General features: G+C 74.3%; 17 protein-coding genes and 1 tRNA gene. 5 read left to right on the forward strand and 13 right to left on the reverse strand.

Annotated elements, in window-relative coordinates:
• Positions 1 to 8 precede the first annotated feature (8 nt).
• Together ACGFQ9_RS27985 and ACGFQ9_RS27990 are read left to right on the forward strand one after the other, a co-directional pair.
• On the forward strand, positions 9 to 1,331 hold the full coding sequence (locus tag ACGFQ9_RS27985; protein ID WP_393577522.1) for a VWA domain-containing protein: 1,323 nt from the start codon (positions 9 to 11) through the stop codon (positions 1,329 to 1,331).
• A gap of 31 nt (positions 1,332 to 1,362) precedes the next feature.
• A complete protein-coding gene (locus ACGFQ9_RS27990; RefSeq protein WP_393577523.1) occupies positions 1,363 to 2,394 on the forward strand; it encodes an FHA domain-containing protein in 1,032 nt (343 codons plus the stop codon).
• Positions 2,395 to 2,433: 39 nt separating this feature from the next.
• Here the strand turns inward: ACGFQ9_RS27990 and ACGFQ9_RS27995 are convergent, their stop codons facing one another.
• On the reverse strand, positions 2,434 to 3,426 hold the full coding sequence (locus ACGFQ9_RS27995; RefSeq protein WP_393577525.1) for a methyltransferase domain-containing protein: 993 nt from the start codon (positions 3,424 to 3,426) through the stop codon (positions 2,434 to 2,436).
• Between the two features lie 125 nt (positions 3,427 to 3,551).
• Between ACGFQ9_RS27995 and ACGFQ9_RS28000 the strand changes: the two genes are divergently transcribed.
• Positions 3,552 to 3,956 carry a globin gene (locus ACGFQ9_RS28000; protein WP_393577526.1) on the forward strand — a complete coding sequence of 135 codons (405 nt, stop codon included), beginning with the start codon at positions 3,552 to 3,554 and terminating at the stop codon, positions 3,954 to 3,956.
• Here ACGFQ9_RS28000 and ACGFQ9_RS28005 read toward each other — a convergent pair.
• The 7 genes from ACGFQ9_RS28005 to ACGFQ9_RS28035 all read right to left on the reverse strand — a co-directional run bounded on the left by ACGFQ9_RS28005 (position 3,940) and on the right by ACGFQ9_RS28035 (position 9,591).
• Positions 3,940 to 5,130: an MAB_1171c family putative transporter gene (locus tag ACGFQ9_RS28005; protein WP_393577527.1), complete on the reverse strand. Its 1,191-nt coding sequence runs from the start codon at positions 5,128 to 5,130 to the stop codon at positions 3,940 to 3,942. The two genes, ACGFQ9_RS28000 and ACGFQ9_RS28005, sit on opposite strands and share 17 nt — an antisense overlap.
• Positions 5,127 to 5,735 carry a hypothetical protein gene (locus ACGFQ9_RS28010; protein WP_393577528.1) on the reverse strand — a complete coding sequence of 203 codons (609 nt, stop codon included), beginning with the start codon at positions 5,733 to 5,735 and terminating at the stop codon, positions 5,127 to 5,129. The genes ACGFQ9_RS28005 and ACGFQ9_RS28010 overlap by 4 nt, the downstream gene beginning before the upstream one ends.
• A 53-nt stretch (positions 5,736 to 5,788) precedes the next feature.
• A complete protein-coding gene (locus ACGFQ9_RS28015; RefSeq protein WP_393577529.1) occupies positions 5,789 to 6,241 on the reverse strand; it encodes a hypothetical protein in 453 nt (150 codons plus the stop codon).
• A 325-nt stretch (positions 6,242 to 6,566) separates the two neighbouring features.
• On the reverse strand, positions 6,567 to 7,268 hold the full coding sequence (locus tag ACGFQ9_RS28020) for a hypothetical protein (RefSeq protein WP_393577530.1): 702 nt from the start codon (positions 7,266 to 7,268) through the stop codon (positions 6,567 to 6,569).
• Entirely contained in the window at positions 7,265 to 7,711 is a 447-nt protein-coding gene (locus tag ACGFQ9_RS28025; RefSeq protein ID WP_393577532.1) for an acyl-CoA thioesterase, read from the reverse strand. Before ACGFQ9_RS28025 ends, ACGFQ9_RS28020 begins: the two co-directional genes overlap by 4 nt.
• Before the next feature lie 2 nt (positions 7,712 to 7,713).
• Positions 7,714 to 9,378 (reverse strand): energy-dependent translational throttle protein EttA, encoded by a 1,665-nt coding sequence (ettA, locus tag ACGFQ9_RS28030; protein ID WP_393577534.1) that lies wholly within the window; start codon positions 9,376 to 9,378, stop codon positions 7,714 to 7,716.
• 81 nt (positions 9,379 to 9,459) lie between these two features.
• The gene (locus ACGFQ9_RS28035) at positions 9,460 to 9,591 is read right to left on the reverse strand and encodes a hypothetical protein (protein ID WP_393577536.1); all 132 of its coding nucleotides are present in this window, start codon (positions 9,589 to 9,591) and stop codon (positions 9,460 to 9,462) included.
• 134 nt (positions 9,592 to 9,725) lie between these two features.
• On the opposite strand from ACGFQ9_RS28035, the gene ACGFQ9_RS28040 reads away from it, so the two are divergent.
• Positions 9,726 to 10,301, forward strand: coding sequence for a hypothetical protein (locus ACGFQ9_RS28040; protein ID WP_393577537.1), 576 nt, complete (start codon positions 9,726 to 9,728; stop codon positions 10,299 to 10,301).
• A 103-nt stretch (positions 10,302 to 10,404) separates the two neighbouring features.
• Here ACGFQ9_RS28040 and ACGFQ9_RS28045 read toward each other — a convergent pair whose 3' ends face one another.
• The 5 genes from ACGFQ9_RS28045 to ACGFQ9_RS28065 all read right to left on the reverse strand — a co-directional run bounded on the left by ACGFQ9_RS28045 (position 10,405) and on the right by ACGFQ9_RS28065 (position 17,407).
• Positions 10,405 to 12,006 carry a bifunctional phosphatase PAP2/diacylglycerol kinase family protein gene (locus ACGFQ9_RS28045; RefSeq protein WP_393577539.1) on the reverse strand — a complete coding sequence of 534 codons (1,602 nt, stop codon included), beginning with the start codon at positions 12,004 to 12,006 and terminating at the stop codon, positions 10,405 to 10,407.
• A gap of 120 nt (positions 12,007 to 12,126) precedes the next feature.
• Positions 12,127 to 13,356 (reverse strand): thioester domain-containing protein, encoded by a 1,230-nt coding sequence (locus ACGFQ9_RS28050; protein WP_393577540.1) that lies wholly within the window; start codon positions 13,354 to 13,356, stop codon positions 12,127 to 12,129.
• Positions 13,357 to 13,424: 68 nt separating this feature from the next.
• Entirely contained in the window at positions 13,425 to 13,826 is a 402-nt protein-coding gene (locus ACGFQ9_RS28055; protein ID WP_393577542.1) for a single-stranded DNA-binding protein, read from the reverse strand.
• 102 nt (positions 13,827 to 13,928) lie between these two features.
• Positions 13,929 to 15,773, reverse strand: coding sequence for a GTPase (locus ACGFQ9_RS28060; protein ID WP_393577543.1), 1,845 nt, complete (start codon positions 15,771 to 15,773; stop codon positions 13,929 to 13,931).
• Entirely contained in the window at positions 15,770 to 17,407 is a 1,638-nt protein-coding gene (locus ACGFQ9_RS28065) for a dynamin family protein (RefSeq protein ID WP_393577585.1), read from the reverse strand. The genes ACGFQ9_RS28060 and ACGFQ9_RS28065 overlap by 4 nt, the downstream gene beginning before the upstream one ends.
• Before the next feature lie 293 nt (positions 17,408 to 17,700).
• Between ACGFQ9_RS28065 and ACGFQ9_RS28070 the strand changes: the two genes are divergently transcribed.
• Positions 17,701 to 17,773, forward strand: a tRNA-Arg gene (locus tag ACGFQ9_RS28070).
• The last annotated feature ends 53 nt before the right edge of the window (positions 17,774 to 17,826 follow it).

Below are 17,826 nucleotides of genomic sequence, written 5' to 3' on the forward strand. Positions count from 1 at the left end.
GTCCGTCCGTGGCGAACTTCGCCAAGCCTCGCGCGCCCCGCTTCACCGCCGAGGTCTACCAGAACGAGTTCCTCCCGGCGGGCGGGCGGGACGTGAACGCGATCGTCACCGTCACCTCCACCGGCGGCGCGACCGCCACGCACGCCGCGCTGCCCGGGTCCGCCGCCGTCGTGATCATGGTGGACTGCTCCGGTTCCATGGAGTACCCGCCGACCAAGATGGAGGGGGCCCGGCAGGCCACCGCGGCGGCGATCGACACGCTGCGCGACGGCACCTCCTTCGCGGTGATCGCCGGTACCCACGTGGCCAAGGAGGTCTATCCCGGGCAGGGCCGCCTCGCGGTCGCCGACCGGACCACCCGGGCGCAGGCCAAGGAGGCTCTGGGAGGGCTGCGTCCGGGCGGCGGAACCGCCATCGGCACCTGGCTGCGGCTGGCCGACGGGCTGCTGCGCGGCAGCTCCGCCGCCGTCCGGCACGGCGTCCTGCTGACCGACGGCCGCAACGAGCACGAGGAGCCGGAGCGGCTGCGCGCCACCCTGGAGGCCTGCGCCGGGCGGTTCACCTGCGACGCGCGCGGGGTGGGCACGGACTGGGAGGTCGAGGAGGTGACGGGGATCGCGAACGCGCTGCTCGGCACCGCCGACATCGTCGCCGACCCGGCCCATCTCGCCGAGGACTTCACCCGCATGATGGGGGCGGTGATGGGGAAGGAGGTCGCGGACGTCGGTCTGCGGCTGTGGACCCCGGTCGGCGCGGAGATCCAGTACGTCAAGCAGGTCGCGCCCAGCGTCCAGGACCTGACGGACCGCCGGACCGAGGCGGGCCCGCGGGCGGGCGACTACCCGACCGGCTCGTGGGGCGACGAGTGCCGCGAGTACCACGTGTGCGTGCGCGTCCCGGCCGCCGCCGTCGGACAGGAGATGCTGGCCGCCCGGGTCTCGCTGGTGCTGCCCGGTCCGGCGGGCGGGGTGCCGTCGGTGCTCGCGCAGGGCCTGGTCCGGGCGGTGTGGACGAACGACCTGGCCGCGTCGACCGCGATCAATCCCCAGGTGGCCCACTACACCGGCCAGGCGGAGCTGGCCCAGGCGATCCAGCAGGGGCTGCAAGCCCGCAAACAGGGAGATATGGGGGGTGCCACGGCCAAGCTGGGCCGTGCCGTGCAGCTGGCGAGTGCGTCCGGCAACGAGGACACTGCGAAACTGCTGGCGAAGGTGGTCGACGTAGTCGACGCGGCGGCGGGTACTGTGCGACTGAAGGCAACAGTGGCGGACGCGGACGAAATGACCCTCGAAACCCGGTCGATCCGGACTGTCCGCGTGAAGAGGGGCTGAAGGGCTCCACAGCAGAAGGGGGAAGGGCTCCATGCCGACCTGCCCGAACGGGCACCATTCGGTCTCCGAGGACTGGTGCGAGGTGTGCGGCCACCGCATGGCCGCCCCCACGGGGGCACCGGCGGCGCCCTCCTACGGTTACGGATTCCCCCCGGCCGGCGGTGACGCGACCGCGCAGGCCGAGCTGTGCCCGCAGTGCCGCACCCCTCGCGAGGCCATGGCCCCGTTCTGCGAGGAGTGCCGCTACAACTTCCTCACCGGGGCGGCGTCGCCGTTCCCGGCCGGCCCGCCGCCGGTCCCGCCGGTGACCCCCGTGTCGCCGGTCGCTCCGCCGCCCGGCCCGGTCGCGCAGCCGTCGTACGGGCAGGACCCGTACGACTACCAGGGCTCCCGCCCCTCCCAGATGAACCGGCCGGCCGAGGCGCTGGGCGGCGGCGGGGACGACTGGCTGCTCCCGCCTCCCGGGCAGCAGCAGGGGCACCAGCCTCAGCACCAGCCGCAGCACCAGGGGCACCCGGGCCACCAGCAGCACCAGCAGCACCAGGCGCCGCACCAGGTCCACCCGCAGCAGCAGGGGCACCAGCAGCACCCGGGGCACCAGCAGCCGCATCAGCCGCACCACCAACAGCAGCAGCCGTTCCCGGCCCAGGCCGGCCCGGCCCGCTGGACTGCGACCATCGGCCCCGACCGCACGTACTTCATGGCGATGATGCAGCGCAGCGGCCCGGAGGCGGTGGGGCTCAACCTGCCCGCCTACTCCCCCGAGCAGCACCTGCCGCTGTCCGGCGAGCAGATCACCATCGGCCGTCGCCGCGCCTCCACCGGCGAGTCCCCCGACATCGACCTGTCGGTCCCGCCGGAGGACCCGGGCGTCTCGCACCAGCACGCCGTGCTGGTCCAGCAGCCCGACGGAAGCTGGGCCGTGGTCGACCAGAACTCGACCAACGGCACCACCATCAACGGCGGCGAGGAGCCGATCCAGCCGTACGTGCCGGTACCGCTGGGCGACGGGGACCAGGTGCACGTCGGCGCCTGGACCACCATCACCGTCCGCCGCGGCTGACGGTCACCGGACCGGGTCGGAGCCGGGGCAGGACCCGGACTACCCGGACTGCCCGGACTCCCCCAGGGGCCACACGTAGGGTCCCTGGGGATCGTCCAGCCAGGACCACTGCCCGCCCCGGGTGACCGTCACCCCGAACCGTTCCCGGGCCGGCCGCCCTTCGCGCCGCCACAGGTCCAGCGCCTCGCGCGGGTGCAGCGCGCCCGCCGTGAGCAGCAGCATGAACTGGAACCGCTCGTTGGCCAGCAGTTCGTACGGGATCCCGCCCGCGGGAGCACCCGGTGCCGCGCCGGAACCGCGCAGCGGCACGAAGTACGCCGGGGTGTGCTGGAACCCGCCCTCGGCGAAGTCCGCGTCGCGTACCCGCAGCGCGATCAGCCCGGTCGACAGCGGGGCCAGGACGCGGGCGCCGGGGCGGCACTGGCCCAGCCAGGCGTGCGGGATCCGCGGCAGCGAGCAGGTCCCGATGATCCGGTCGAAGGGCGCCCGGGCCGGCGCGCCGCGCGCCCCGTCGCCCGCGATCACCACCGGGTGGTAACCGAGCTCGGCGAGGTGGGCCCGCGCCGACTCGGCGATGTCCGGGTCGAGGTCGACGGTGGTGACGAGCCCGTCGCCGAGCCGGTGGCAGAGCAGGGCGGCGTTGTAGCCGCTCCCGGCGCCGATCTCCAGCACGTTGTGGCCGTCCCGGACGTCGAGCGCGGACAGCATCTTCGCCATCAGCGAGGGCTGGCTGCTGGAGGAGACCAGCTCGCCGTCGCGCAGCCGGGTGGCCAGCGGCTCGTCGGAGTACACCCCGCGCAGCCACCGGGCCCGCCGGGCCGGGTCGGGGTCCTCTCCCCACAGCCGCTCGTGGCCGGCCCCGCGCCCGGTGAAGAACCAGGGGACGAAGACATGGCGAGGCACGGCGGCGAAGGCCGCCCGCCAGACCGGGTCGCGCAGTACCCCGGCCGCGGCCAGTTCCCGCACCTGTGCGGCGTGCGCGGCCTCCGGGTCCACGCCGTGTTCGCGCTCCTGCGCCATGTGTGCGCCCATGGCTCCACTCTCCTGCGGCGGCCCGGCGAAGGCGAACGGGGAGACGGACGCGGAGGCGAACGCGGAGGCGGGTGGAGGGGCCTGGGGCCGGGGTCCTCCGTCCGGGGGTCTGAGACGATGGTCGGGTGAATGAGATTCCGCGGGGCACGCTTCAGGAGCAGACGTTCTACGAGCAGGTGGGCGGCGAGGAGACCTTCAGGCGCCTGGTGCGACGCTTCTACCAGGGAGTCGCCGAGGACCCCTTGCTGCGCCCGATGTACCCGGAGGAGGACCTCGGCCCGGCCGAGGAGCGCTTCGCGCTGTTCCTGATGCAGTACTGGGGCGGTCCGACCACCTACAGCGACCACCGCGGGCACCCGCGGCTGCGGATGCGGCACGCGCCCTTCCGGGTGGACGCCGCCGCGCACGACGCCTGGCTGGCGCACATGCGGGTGGCGGTGGACGAGCTGGGGCTGTCCCCCGAGCACGAGGCGCAGCTCTGGAAGTACCTGACCTACGCGGCCGCGTCCATGATCAACACGGCCGGCTGAGCGGGGTCCGCGCCACGGCGCGCACCAGGGGGTGTCCGTAGTACTCCGCGAGGAGTTCCAGGGCCTCGGCGGGGCTCTCGTCCGGCGCGCCCTGCGGCGTGCCGGCGGGCTCCCGCAGCGGGGCGTGCCCGGCGGCGAGGGCCTCGACGGCCCGGCGTACGGCCACCGCCTCGGCGGCCGCCTCCAGCCGGCGCCCCGTCAGACCGGCGGCGGCGAGCCGCTCGCGGGCCTCGGCGACCTCGGTGGTTTCGGTGTCGCGGCGGTAGGGGCCGAGGGCGAGCAGGCCGTCGCTGATCTCGATGACGTACCGGTAGAGGAGGACGTCCGGGGTGGCGCGCAACTGCTGCGGAAGCGGCAGCACCACCTCGGGGACGACCCCGCACACGGCCCGCCACAGCGGTTCCAGCGTGCGCAGCCGCCGCCGGGAGGCGCGGGCCGCACGCCACTCGGCGAGAGCGGGCCAGGAGATGCCGGCCAGGTAGAGCAGCAGGGACGCGGCGAGCAGTACCTGCGTGGTGGGCACGACCACGCCGTCGCGGAACAGCCACCAGCCGGTGTCCCGGGCCGCGAGGTAGGCGCAGCGGTGGACGGCGTAGGCGACGGCCGTCGCGGTGCCCGAGCCGAGCAGGTTCAGGGAGGTGCGCAGCGGGCCCGGTGGGGCGTGCCGGCGGTGGCGCAGGCACATCAGGCCGACCGAGGTCACGCCCCACATGACGTACGCCAGGTAGACCGCCCAGTAGGCCTGGTGGGCGGCCGAGCTGCCGTCGGTCAGCAGGTGCTGCTCGCCGTCCGGGCGGGTGCCCGCCGCGAAGGCGGTGGCCAGGGCGGTCCCGGCGAGCGGCAGCGGGAGCCGGTGCAGCCAGGGGCGGCGGGGTTCCGGGGCGCCTGAGAGGTGCCGGACGAACCCGGTCAGGCAGGTGATCGCGGCCATGCCGAGCAGATGGGCGAGGACGTTGGTGACGCTCTGGACGCCGGCGGTGGCGTCGATGACCCGGCGGACGGCCGGGACCCCGACCGTCACGGACAGCGTGATCAGGCCGACCACGCCGGCGAGCAGCCGGGTGGGGGCCGCGTCGGGGGTGCCCCGGGCCGCGCGGGCCTTGCGGGCGGTGTGCAGGGTCAGCGCCCAGAGCGGGGGCAGCAGGACGATCTCGAAGAGGCGTATGCCGGTCATCGGGCGCCACCGCCGAAGAGGCGGGCGAGGCGGTCCAGGACGTGGGCGGCGGCGGGGTCGGCCGGGGGGCCGGCGGGCCGGGCGGTGGTGCGGTGGTGGATGAGGGTGGCCATGAGTTCGGCCTGGCGCTCCTGGATCTCGGTGTAGTCGGTGCGGCCCCGGGCGAGCAGCCTGCTCACCATGGCCGGGTCGAGGCCGGGGAACAGCGCGGTGATCCCGGCTCCCCAGCCGCCTCCCGGCCCCTCGGCCGCGCCGTCGCCGGGGCCTTCCCCGGGGCCTTCGCCGCTGCTGTCGCCGTCGGTGTTGCCGTGGTCGAGGAGCAGGTGGGCGATCTCGTGCAGGATGATGTGCTGCTGGTGCAGCGGGCTGGTCGAGGTCTCGTAGAAGATGTGGTCGGCGTCGCCGAGGGCGATCCACAGTCCGCACAGGCCGGCCGTCGCCCCGGCCCGCTCGGGGAGCGGGGACAGCACCAGGGGCCGGCCCCGGTGCTGCTCGATGGCGGTGCGGAGCACGTCGACGGTCACCGGTGTGCCGGCCGGCAGCGGCAGGGCGTCCAGGAGCTCGGCGCACCGGGCGCTGAACTCGGACCAGGCGTCGCTGCGCATCCCGCTCGCTCCCCCTGCCCCCACACGCTCCGTACGCCCCGTACGGGCGAATTCTAGCCGCGGGGGGTGCCCGCGCCTCCGGAGCCCCGGGGGTGCCTCGCCGCCTGTTCCACGAGGTCGCGCACGACGTCCAGGCCCTGGGCGGAGAGGGAGGCGACGGCGGCGGCGCGCAGGGCGACCGCGCGTACGTCGTTGGCGCGCATGGCCTTGATGAGCGCCAGCTGGGCCATGGTCTGCTCGGCGACGGCGTCGTCGACGAAGTAGCCGACGGGGACGCCGAAGAAGGCGGCCAGCGACCGCAGGGTCCCCAGGGTCGGGTTGGGTGCCTTGCCGTTCATCAGCATGGAGAGCCGGCCCACGGACAGGGATCCGCCGCCTCCCGGTTCCTCGACGGCCTTGATCCCGTCGACGACCTCCTGGAGGGTGTGCCGGCGCCCGAGCGGCTGGACGTGCGCGAAGAGGTATTCCAGCCGGTCGGCCAGCGTCTGTCCCTTGGTCCCGCTCACCGCTCGCACACCCCTGGGCTCCTGTCGGTCCGCCGTGTCACAGGTGATTGTCCTGCACGCGCGGCGGCCACCGGTACCGGGCAGGGCGGACCCCCGTCCCACCCTCCCCGGTACACGGCGACCGGCGACCTTCTCCTGAAGTGAACCATATCGCGCCACGGATCCGCACCACCGGCAATGATCCACCCACCGGCAGGAAATCGAGAACTTAAAGTGAAAATCCCAGGCCGGGTGAAGGCGACGCCGGGGTGGTGCCGGAGGGTGCCGCGTGATGCCGGAGGGTGCAGGGGGTGCAGGGGGTCCGGAAGCTGCCGGGAGGCGCCGGTCAGACCGGGCGGACCTGGAGGGCGCCCAGGCCACCGCCGGGGCGGCGGGTGGCGATGGAGCCGTACGGGGTGCGCAGGCGCAGCCAGCTCCCCGAGCTGAGCAGGGCCACCGGCTCGGGGGCGCCGGCCGGGCGGGCCGGGGCGGGGACGGTCGTGCGTACCGTCCGCAGGAAGCCGAGGGACTGCGCGGCGTGCACGGCACGCAGCGGGAGCTCCGTCTCGCCGAGCGTCCGGGACCAGATCTCGCGGCCGATGCGGTCGCGTTCCGCGCGGGTCCGGCGGTCGGCGGGCAGGGCCTCGTCCCGGGCCCGGAACTCGGCGACGGCGGCGGCCACGGCCGCACGCATCGCCTCGGGTCCGGGCAGCCCGGGGACCTGCCGCCAGCCGCCGCGGGGCGGGAGCACCCCGGCCCACGGCGGCCCGGTGACGGCCGCGGGCACCACGGCGGTGCCGGCGGACTCGTCGACGGACTCCAGCAGCTCGCCCGCGGAGACCGTGAGGTCCAGGGTCGCCGGCTCGGCCAGCCGCACCGCGCGGATGGCGAGCACGTCGAAGGACGGCGGGCGGCCGAACACGGCGAGCGCGCCGCCGCCCGCCTGGAGGCGGACCGCGGCGGCGCGGTCGTAGTGCACCAGCCGGCCCAGGAAGGCGGCGAGGTCCGCCGCCTCCCCGGCGTCGGCCAGGAGCAGTTGCCTTGTCATGCCGCCGCGCCGCCGCGCTGACGGGCGGAGTCGTCGACGTACTCCTGGAGGAAGTGACGCTCCTCCTCGGTGATCCGGCGCGGGCGCTGGGTCTCGAGGTCGAAGGGCACGACGACGGTGGACGCGCTGACGTACACCAGGTCCGAGTCCTCGGCGTCCTTGACGTCGTAGGCGATGGTCAGCGAGGCCGCGCCTATCTTCGTCACCCAGGACTCGACGACGACCGGCTCGTGCCGGTGCACGAGCGGCCGCTTGTAGTCGATCTCGTGGCGGGCCACGACGGATCCGCCCTGGAAGGACTTGGACCCGTTGCCCGGCGCCAGCCGGAACATGAAGTCGATCCGGGCCTCCTCCAGGTAGCGGAGGAAGACCACGTTGTTGACGTGCCCGAAGGCATCCATGTCCGACCAGCGCAGCGGGCACCGGTAGATGTGACGGGCCATGCTCAGCCCCGGGTCAGCTTCTTGTAGGTCGCCCGGTGCGGACGGGTCGCGTCCGGGCCGAGGCGCTCGATCTTGTTCTTCTCGTACGACTCGAAGTTGCCCTCGAACCAGAACCACTTGGACTCGCCCTCGTACGCCAGGATGTGCGTGGCGACTCGGTCCAGGAACCAGCGGTCGTGGGAGACGACCACGGCGCAGCCGGGGAAGTCCAGCAGCGCGTTCTCCAGGGAGGACAGGGTCTCGACGTCGAGGTCGTTGGTCGGCTCGTCGAGGAGCAGCAGGTTGCCGCCCTGCTTGAGGGTGAGCGCCAGGTTCAGGCGGTTGCGCTCACCGCCGGAGAGCACGCCGGCCGGCTTCTGCTGGTCCGGGCCCTTGAAGCCGAACGCGGAGACGTAGGCGCGGGACGGCATCTCGACCTGGCCGACGTTGATGTAGTCCAGCTCGTCCGACACGACCGCCCAGAGGGTCTTCTTGGGGTCGATGTTGGCGCGGCCCTGGTCGACGTACGAGATCTTGACGGTCTCGCCGACCTTGATGTCGCCGGAGTCCGGGGCCTCCAGGCCCTGGATCATCTTGAACAGCGTGGTCTTGCCCGCACCGTTCGGACCGATGATGCCGACGATGCCGTTGCGCGGCAGGGTGAACGACAGGTCGTCGATGAGGACCTTCTCGCCGAACGCCTTGGAGAGGTTGTTGACCTCGACGACGATCGAGCCCAGGCGCGGGCCCGGCGGGATCTGGATCTCCTCGAAGTCCAGCTTCCGCATCTTCTCGGCCTCGGCGGCCATCTCCTCGTAGCGGGCGAGGCGGGCCTTGGACTTGGCCTGGCGGCCCTTGGCGTTGGAGCGGACCCACTCCAGCTCTTCCTTGAGGCGCTTCTGGCGCTTCTCGTCCTTCTTGCCCTCGACCTTGAGGCGCTCGGACTTCTTCTCCAGGTAGGTGGAGTAGTTGCCCTCGTAGGGGTGGGCGCGGCCGCGGTCGAGCTCGAGGATCCACTCGGCGACGTTGTCGAGGAAGTACCGGTCGTGGGTGACGGCCACGACACAGCCCTTGTACTGGGCCAGGTGCTGCTCCAGCCAGTTCACCGACTCGGCGTCGAGGTGGTTGGTGGGCTCGTCGAGGAGCAGCAGGTCGGGGGCCTCCAGCAGCAGCTTGCAGAGGGCGACGCGGCGCTTCTCACCACCGGAGAGGGTGGTGACCGGCCAGTCGCCGGGCGGGCAGCCCAGCGCGTCCATGGCCTGCTCCAGCTGGGCGTCGAGGTCCCAGGCGTTGGCGTGGTCCAGGTCCTCCTGGAGCTTGCCCATCTCCTCCATCAGCTCGTCGGTGTAGTTCGTCGCCATTTCCTCGGCGATCGCGTTGAACCGGTCGAGCTTGCCCTTGATCTCCGCGACGCCGTTCTGGACGTTCTCCAGGACGGTCTTGGACTCGTCGAGCTTGGGCTCCTGCATGAGGATGCCCACGGAGTAGCCGGGCGTGAGGAAGGCGTCACCGTTGGACGGCTGCTCGATGCCCGCCATGATCTTCAGGACGGTGGACTTACCGGCGCCGTTCGGGCCGACCACGCCGATCTTCGCTCCGGGCAGGAAGTTCAGGAAGACGTCGTCGAGGATCACCTTGTCGCCGTGCGCCTTGCGCGCCTTGCGCATGGTGTAGATGAACTCAGCCAAGAGAAACCGTCCGGCAGATCGAGGGATGGGCAGATACACCCATCTTGCCAGCCGTCCATCCCGGGACGGAAACCCGTATGGTCAGCGCGGCCACAGGGTGAGCAGTGCGAAGAGCAGCAGGCCGAGGAGCGCCCAGCCGAGCACCCCGATCCTGCGCCGGTGGGGATTGCGCCCCTGGCGCCATTCGGTGTCGTGGTGCGGAACGTCCTCCATGGCCGCTCAGCATGGGGGCGGGCGGGGTGGTCGGGCTCTGGTGCGGGGCAGGATGGGGCCCGGTGAGGCCGGGACCGGGGAGACGGGCCGGCGAGACCGGCCGGGGAATGGGGAGGCACTGTGCTGGAGGCAATGTGGGCGGCGGTCTGATCGCGCTGGCCGCCGCGACCGTGGGTGTGATCGGCACGCTGCTCGCGCCCGTCGTGTCGCAGCGGCTGCTGGCGCGCGCGCAGGCGGAGCAGTTCGACCGGCAGCAGGAGACGGCGCACGCGCAGTGGCTGCGCGAGCAGGAGGCGGCCGGGCAGGCGCGGCTGCGCGAGTGCTACATGGCGGCCAACGCCGGGTACCGCCGGTTCCGGGTGGAGCTGATGAATTTCCTCTGGCTGGTGCGGAAGGAAGAGGTCACGGCGGAGGCGCGGCAGGAGCTGGAGGCCGCCCGGCACGCGCACCACGCCGCCTTCGCGGAGGCACAGATGATCGCGTCCGCGCCGGTGCTGCGCGAGCTGGACGACCTGACGACCGCGGTGTCGGAGACGTACGCGCGGATCGTCCGGCTTTCGGCGGGCACACCGGTGGCGGGCGGCTCGTTCGAGGAGATCCACGACGAGCTGCAGCGGCTCTGGGGACGCGGGGACGGTCTCCGCGCCGTGATGCGCGCCGACCTCGGGGTGGACCCGGGGCCGGGCCGTGCTCCGGCGGTCGGCGGCTGAGGCCGCGGACCGCCGGGAGCCGGCTCCGGTCCCGGTCCCGGCGTCGGATCCGGCCCCGGTGCCGGTCCCGGTGCCGCTGCCGGTCCCGGTCCCGGTGCCGGCCTCAGTTCCGGGGGCGGTAGACGGTGAGGGCGGCCGGGAGCTTGTCCAGGACCAGGGCCTCCGGAGCCAGGGCGTACTCGCCGTCGTAGGCGAGAGCGGTGCCCGGCGGGATGTCCGTGACCCGCAGCGCTCGCGTGTGGGTCGCGAAGTGTGCCGGGGACCGGGTCAGCGGGCCGGTGAGGGCGGCGGCCAGGAGCCTGGGGCCCGGATGTCCGCCGCCCAGCACCACCCGGAGGTCGAGCTGCGGCTCGTCCAGGTTCAGGCGGCGGCGCGGGACGGGCCCGGCGCCGTGGTAGGTGCCGTTGCCCGTGAAGAGCAGCCAGACCGGCACCGTACGGCCCGCCAGCCGCAGCCGTACGGGGCGCTGGTCCCTCAGCACCCGCCAGGCGGCCAGCAGCGCGGCCGGCCCCGAGCCGATCCGCGGAGCCCAGCGCAGCCGGTGGCGCAGCAGGTCCGGGTACACGCCGATGCTGAAGGTGTTGAGGAAGTACCCCGGTCCGGTCACCGCCTCCGGACCGGACCGGCCGTCGCCGGACGGTTCCGCGGCGCCGCCGGCCGGGGCGGCGGCCTTGGCCGGGGCTGGGGCCGCTGTGGCGAGCGGGGTGAAACGGCCCACGCTGACCCGGACCGCCTCCCCGGCGGTCACGGCCCGGCAGGTGTCCTCGGGCACGGCCAGGCCCAGATCGGCGGCGAAGTGGTTCAGGGTGCCGCCCGGGAAGACCGCGAGCGGGATCCCGGCGCGCAGGGCGGCGGTGGCGGCCGCGACGACGGTGCCGTCGCCCCCGCAGACCCCGAGCGCGGCCGACCCGGCCGCGGCCTCCGCCAGCGTGCCGGTCAGCTCCTCGCCCGTGCACTCGACGACCTCCGCCGCGGGCAGGGCCTCGCGCAGCGCGGCCGCGTCGAGAGATCCGCCCGAGGCGGTGTTGACCACCACCGTCAGCCCGGCCCCGTCCGGCAGCGCCGGTGCCGCGGCGGGCCGCTCCTCCCCCGGCGCCGTCCGCAGCTGCCCGGCGCCCCGGGCCAGCCGCCGTACGGCCAGTCCCGCGCCCACCCCGAGGGCCGCGCCCGCGAGCACGTCGGCCGGGTAGTGCACCCCGGTGTAGACCCGCGAGAAGGCCACCGAGGCCGCCACCGGCGCGACCACCGCGCCGATGCTGGGCGCCGCCGTCGCGACCCCCGTGAGGAAGGCGAAGGCCGAGGCGGAGTGCCCGGACGGGAAGGAGGTGGTCCAGGGCTGCCGGGCGGGGAGGCGCACCGCCGGCACGCCTTCGGTCAGCGGGCGGGCCCGCCGTACGGTCCACTTGCCCACGCTGTTGACGGTGGCGGAGGCCAGGGCCAGCGAGGCTACCCCGTGCAGGGCCGCCCGGCGCGCCGTGGCGGACCCGAAGAGGGCCAGTCCCGCCGCCATCCCGCCCCACAGCAGGCCGTGGTTCGCGGCCCGGCTCAGCCGGGGCAGCACCCGGTCGCCGCCCGGCCAGTGGCGCCGCGCGACCGTGTCGAACAGCGCCCGGTCCCACCGGGCGACCGCCCCCTGCCAGGTGACCAGCCCGCCGTGCGCAGCCGCACCGGGGCTCGTCCTTCTCGTCTCCACTCCTTCGTTCATCTCGTGCAACTACCCGGATCCGCCCCGTCCACTAACGAGAGGCGACTCCACTGGTGAAAGCCCCGCGCGTGCCGGGACGCCATCCGCGAGGACCGGAACGGGCCCGGCCGCCTGGTTCCGCTACGCCGGTTCGTCCTCGTCCAGCGGCCGCTTGCGGAGCAGGAGGACGACCAGGCCGCCCAGGACGACCAGGCCGACCGCCAGGGAGGCGATCACCGGGGTGGCGGCGGAGCTGCCGCTGGTGGCCAGGCGGTCGTCGCCCCCCTCCTCGGCGTACGGGTCCGGGGTGTCCGAGGACGCGGCCACGCCGATGGCCGTGCCCGGCGCACCCGGCGCGCCCTGCGCGGTCAGGGCGCGTACCGCGGGCCAGACGGCGGTACCGGTGGCCGTGGCCGCGGAGTCGCTGGAGCCCGCCACGATCTGGGCCTGGCCGCGCCCGCCGCTGGTGTGCCCGCCGCCGGCAGGCCCACCGCTGGTGAAGACCCGGCCGACGGGGACCTTCGTGGCGCCGTGGATCGTCACCGAGGCGGTGCCGTCCGGGGTGCCCGCCGGCACCTCGAAGTACAGCCGGGTGCCGTTCCCGGCGCTGGTGACCGGCTGTCCGTCGGCGTCCACCACCCGCACCCCCATCCGCTGGGCGGCGCCGTCCGGCAGGACCGTCACCGCCTCCGCGCGCGTCCGGACGGTGACCGGGCCCAGTCTGGTCCCGGCCGGCCCCGACACATCGGCGGGCTCCAGGCTCAGCGAGGCGGGCGGCTCGGGCAGCCGCTTCGCCGCCCGCTGCAGGTAGTCGGCCAGCTTCTCGGCCGCCGGGTCGGACGCCTCCACATCGGCGCCCTCGGTCAGCCGCCAGATCGCGACCTGGGTGCCGGCCGCCGCGCTCTCCGCCGTGAGCACACCGGCCCCGGCCGTCTCCGCCAGCCCGGCCAGATCGTTCAGCTGGGGGTAGGAGTGCTCCAGCACCCAGCGGATCCGGCCGGCCTCGCCGTTCCCGCCGAGCGGGCTGCCGCTCCACGCCGTCTCGGTGTACCGCTCCTCGGGCTGGGCGAAGCCGGCCACGCCCACCCCGTAGGTCTGCAGCATCCCGCCGCCGTCGACGCGCATCTCGTACAGCCCGGCCGGAACCTGACGGACCACCCCGTCCGGCCCGCGCAGCACCGCCTGGCCATAGGTCTTCAGACCGTCGAGCACGGCGCTCGCGCCTTCCGGCGGCCGGGACACGGCCTGCCCTTCTGCCTCGGCGGCCAGGGCGGAACCCGGCGCCGCCGCGAGGGCTGCGGCGAGCAGCGCGACGGCCAGCGGCCGTCGTACGCCGACGGAAACGGAACATGCGGGAACGGCAATGGACACAGTCTTCCCCTTCGGGCCGGAGGCCCAGGCGCCCGTGAGTACCGGGGAATCCTAGCGGTCTCGAACACCTAGACCACCGCCCCCTTCTGAACCTCCGTCAGCAGGGGTTCCGCTCTGGCCACCCGGCGGAAGGCCGCGGTGCCCCGGCTCAGGTCGTGCCCGACGGCCACCGCGTCCACGTCCGCCGAGAACCACCTCCGGCCGTCCCGCTCCTCGTCCCGGACCCGCAGCCGGCCGTGCACCACAAGGGGTTCGCCGACCGCGACCGACCCGGCCACGTTGGCGGCGAGGGACCGCCGGACCCACACGGTGTAGAAGCTGGTCGGCCCGTCCGTCCAGGCCTGTTTCTGCCGGTCCACGAACCGCGGCCGCACGGCGAAGCGGAATCTCGCCGATGGCCCGTTCGGGGTCTCCCGGTAGTCGACCTGTGTTGCCACGTGGCCCACCAGTGTCACCAGGGTCTCGTTCATCCCCGTCACCCCTCCCGCTCCACGCCACTCGCCCGCACCGCCCTCCGCGGTCACGTACGAACATGCTGCGCCCCGCGGCCCCACCCCGCCCTGCCCTGTGGATTACTGACGGGTTGTGGACAACCGGTTCCCCCCTGCGGCGACCGTGGCGTACTGCTCCCGGACCTCCCGGTACCGCAGCAGCTCGGCCGCCACCGGCTCCAGCACCCTGGCCCGGCCGCAGCCGGCCGCCGCCTGCCGCAGCCGCCGCTCGGCGTCCTGCCCGTAGCGCCGGGCGGGCCCGCGGGCCGCCATCGAGCAGGTCCACTCGACCAGAGGCCCGCCCACGATCCCCGCCACCATCAGCAGGACGGGCGGCAGCAGGCCCGGCTCCAGCAGCCCGGCGATCTGCGCCACCAGCCACAGGCCGCCGAAGATCTGCAGCAGGGTCATGGAGGCCTGGGTGAGCACGGCGGCGGGCCACCAGGCCGGCCGCGGCGGCTTGCCGGTGGGCACGCCGGCCGTGACGGCCAGCTCGTCCAGCGCTTCGGGCAGCTGGTCCGCGCCGCGCACCGCGGTCTCCCGGACCGCCTGGGCCCACGGTTCGGGGAGTCCGGCGGAGGCCTCCTCGGCGACCGTCCGCACCGCCTGCTCCACCCGCTGCCGCGCGGTGACCTCCGCCTCCGGCGGCGGTTCCGGATCGCCGCCGAAGGTGCGGCCGCCGATCGCGGCCAGCGCCGCGAGCCCGCTGAGCCCGCGCGGGGACCTCCGGTTCTCGTACCAGCGCCAGAGCCGCAGCCAGGGTGTGCCGCAGGCCTTGCCGGCGTTGCGCCGCCAGGCCCGTTCGGCCGCGAGTCCCGCCGCGTAGGCACCGACCGCCTCGGCGAGCCGGTCCTCGAACTCGGTCCGTACGGCCTCGCCGATCTCCGCCCCGGCGTGGCGCTCCGCGACGTAGAGGGGGCGCAGCCGGCCGGCCGCCCGGTCCACGTCGGCGGAGATCCGCCGGGTGGCGGCGCCCCGTTCGTGGGCGAACTGGCCGAGCAGTTCGCGCAGTTCCCCGACGCCCTCGCCGGTGAGGGCGGACAGGCCGAGCACCGTGGCGCCCGGTTCGCCGTGTTCGCCGAGTGCCATGCCGTCCTCGTCGAGCAGCCGCCGCAGGTCGTCGAGGACCTGGTCGGCGGCGTCGCCGGGCAGCCGGTCCACCTGGTTGAGCACGACGAACGTGACCTCGGCGTGTCCGGCGAGCGGGCGCAGGTAGCGCTCGTGGAGCACGGCGTCGGCGTACTTCTCCGGGTCCACCACCCACACCACGGCATCGACCAGCGCGAGCACCCGGTCCACGTGTGCGCGGTGCTCGCGCACCGCCGAGTCGAGGTCGGGCAGGTCCACCAGGACGACCCCCTGGAGGGATTCGGCCGCGACCGATCCCTCGCGGGGGCGGCGGCGCAGCCGTCCGGGGATCTCCAACCGGTCCAGCAGCCCCGCCGCGCCGTCCGTCCAGGTGCACGCGATGGGTGCGGCGGTGGTCGGCCGGCGCAGTCCGGTCTCCGAGATCTGCACCCCGGCGAGCGAGTTGAAGAGCGTGGACTTGCCGCTTCCGGTGGCTCCGGCGATGGCGACGACCGTGTGCTGGGCCGACAGACCGCGGCGGGCGGCGGCCTCGTCCAGGATCCGGCCGGCCTCGGCGAGGGTCGTGCCGTCCAGCCGGGTCCGGGACAGGCCGATCAGCTGGCGCAGGGCGTCCAGGCGGGTGCGCAGGGCCCGTGCCTCGGGGCTGAGGGGCGGCGGCGCGGGGGTCTTGCCGCCGTCGCTGCCAGCCCCGGAGACGGTGCCGGAGAGGGCGCGCACCAGTTCGTCGTCCGTGTCGTCGTCCTCCTCGTCTTCGCCGCCGAGGGCGATGCGACGGGCGATCAGCCCGTCGTCCCATCGGTCGTCGGTACGGTCGGTGAGGGCGGTCACCGCGGTCACCTCTCCTTCTGCAGTACGGAGAGCGCGGCGATCAGCTCGGCCTGCGGCTCCGGGGTGACTTCGAGTGCGTCGAGGGGGGCCAGGCGGCGGTCGCGCTCTGCCCGCAGCACCTCGTCCAGGTGTTCTCCGACGAGTTCGCCGCCGCGGTCGCGCAGCCGCAGCGCGGCCTGTGCGCCGATCCGTTCGGCGAGCTTCTCCCCGGCCACCCGGGCCCGCTTCCCGCCGAGCAGCGCGGAGACCAGCAGCGCGGCCACGCCGTCGGGGTCCGGCGCCGGCTGCCGGTCCAGCTGGGCAACCTCCTCCTCGGCGAGTTCCTCCAGTACGCGGCGCCAGCGCCGGACGGCCACCCCGATCCTTTCCCCCGCCTCCCGGTCGGTGACGGGCTGTGGGAGGGCGCGGGAGGCGGGTTCCTTGCGCCAGGCGGCGGCGATCCGCTCGTCGGCGGCGGCGACGGCGCACTGGATGAGCGCGGTGAGGCTTTCGGCCAGCGAGTCGAGGAGTTCGTCGGCGGTCGTGTCGAGCGGGTAGCCGCGCCAGCGGGTGAGCGCGTCACCGGCGAGTACGGCCCCCTGGTCGAGCCGGTTGCGGACCCTCCGGCCCTCCTTCTTGTACGCGTCCTCCACCGCGGCGGTCAGCCGTACTGCGGCGGCGTGCTGGGCCGCGACGGCGGAGGCCAGCTCGGGCATCCGGGTGCGCAGGGAGTCGAGGGCGCCGAGCGCGGTCCGGCCCACGGCATGCTGCCGGGCGGCGGGGTCCTGGGCGTGGTGGATCAGCCAGGCGGCCAGCGGGGCGACGGCGGAGGCGGGCAGCAGCCCGCCGCCGCCCGCCGACTCGGGCAGCTCCGGCACGGTGAAGCGCGCCACGTCGCCCAGACCGGCGCGGGTGAGCAGGGCGCCGTACTGCCGCGAGACCTCCGCCAGCACCTGGTGCGGCACCCGGTCGAGCACGATGATCAGGGTGGCCTTGTACTCCTTGGCGGTGCGCAGCAGGTGCCAGGGCACGGCGTCGGCGTACCGCGAGGCGGTGGTGACCATGACCCACACGTCGGCCGCGCAGATCAGCTCGGCGGCGAGCGTCCGGTTCTCGACCACCAGGGAGTCGATGTCGGGGGCGTCGAGCAGGGCCAGGCCGCGGGGCAGGCTGCCGACGGTCTCGATGCGCAGCTCGCGGATGGGCCCGTCGGCGGTGCGCCGGGCGGCCCCGCCGGACCTGCCCGTACCGCCGGCGGTGCGGCCGGCCGGACCGCGGGCGTCCTCCTCGCTCTTGTCCGCCCAGACCCGCATCAGGTCGGGCAGCACGCGCATCCCGGCGAACCAGTGGTGGTCGTCCGGATGGCAGACGAGGACGGGTGTCCGGGTGGTGGGGCGGAGCACCCCGGCCTCGCTCACCTGTCGGCCGACCAGGGAGTTGACCAGGGTGGACTTCCCGGCGCCGGTGGAACCACCGACGACGGCGAGGAGCGGCGCCTCGGGGGCCTTCAGCCGCGGCACCAGATAGTCGTCGAGCTGCGCGAGCAGCTCGGCTCTGGTCTGACGGGCGCGCGGGGCGCCGGGCAGGGGCAGCGGCAGACGCACGGAGGCGACCCGGTCGCGCAGGGCGGAGAGGGCATCGAGCAGCTGAGGCCGAACATCCAAGGTCACCACATGCGAAGAATGCCCAATTTGGGACCATTTTTGAAGCTTATAGACCCTCTGCGCGCCGATCGCCACCCCGGACGGACACACAGGGACAACAGGGAGGACTGGGGCGCAGGCATAACGAGTGCACAACGGCCCGCGCGCGGCGGCGCAAAACCGATGCGCGAATCGCACCTGCCTGCGATTATCGGGACCGCTTCACCGAACCTCCACATCGTGGCACGCGGGTGAAGCAACCGGGACGAGCCGACCGGAGCCCTATCCTTGACCCGGCTCACGGTCACCTTCCGGCCCCCGTAGCTCAGTGGATAGAGCAGGTGCCTTCTAAGCACTTGGCCGCAGGTTCGAGTCCTGCCGGGGGCACTCACACGGCCCAGCACCCAGCCCTCCCCATCGGGAGGGTTTTTTCGCAGGTC

The organism is Streptomyces sp. NPDC048603 (assembly GCF_043199475.1).
GTDB lineage: Bacteria > Actinomycetota > Actinomycetes > Streptomycetales > Streptomycetaceae > Streptomyces.